This is a genomic window from Columbia Basin potato purple top phytoplasma (assembly GCF_028595955.1).
Taxonomy (GTDB): Bacteria; Bacillota_I; Bacilli_A; order Acholeplasmatales; family Acholeplasmataceae; genus Phytoplasma.
In genome coordinates, this window is sequence record NZ_JANHJP010000038.1 from 1 (window position 1) to 454 (window position 454).

The window sequence follows — 454 nt, forward strand, 5'->3', positions numbered from 1 at the left end:
AAATAAATATTTATTATTTTAAATTTATTTTGTAATTTAAAAATTATTAAAACTCTTTTTTTAATTTAGAAAAATTTATTTTTTTTCATACTGCCAAAAAATATACATATTTTTGGCTCCATTACCCATTTGTTTTAATTCTTCTAAAATATATTTATCATCTTCATCGTCTCTAGTGCCATTATCAAAAAAAACACCCAACAAATTATGAGGTGGATTTTTAATTTTCCATATTATTGCAAATTCTTCTATGTTTCCATTATAACGCGGAACAGTTAACGTAAAATCAAAATATTGTTTAAATGTTTCATGATTTTTAAGAATATCAATATTTGATACAGTTACATTAACTATTCTCATATCGCCAACAAACTCTTCATTAGGTGCGGCCGTTACTTGTTTATTACTAGTAATTAAAAATAATCCCAAGAAAACAAAAAAACAAATATTTATT

The 454-nt window shown here is 22.5% G+C and carries 1 protein-coding gene; it reads right to left on the minus strand.

Annotated elements, in window-relative coordinates; translation table 11 throughout:
* Positions 1 to 75: 75 nt before the first annotated feature.
* A complete protein-coding gene (locus M8044_RS02515) occupies positions 76 to 453 on the minus strand; it encodes an SVM family protein (protein WP_273585470.1) in 378 nt (125 codons plus the stop codon).
* Between the last annotated feature and the right edge of the window lies 1 nt (position 454).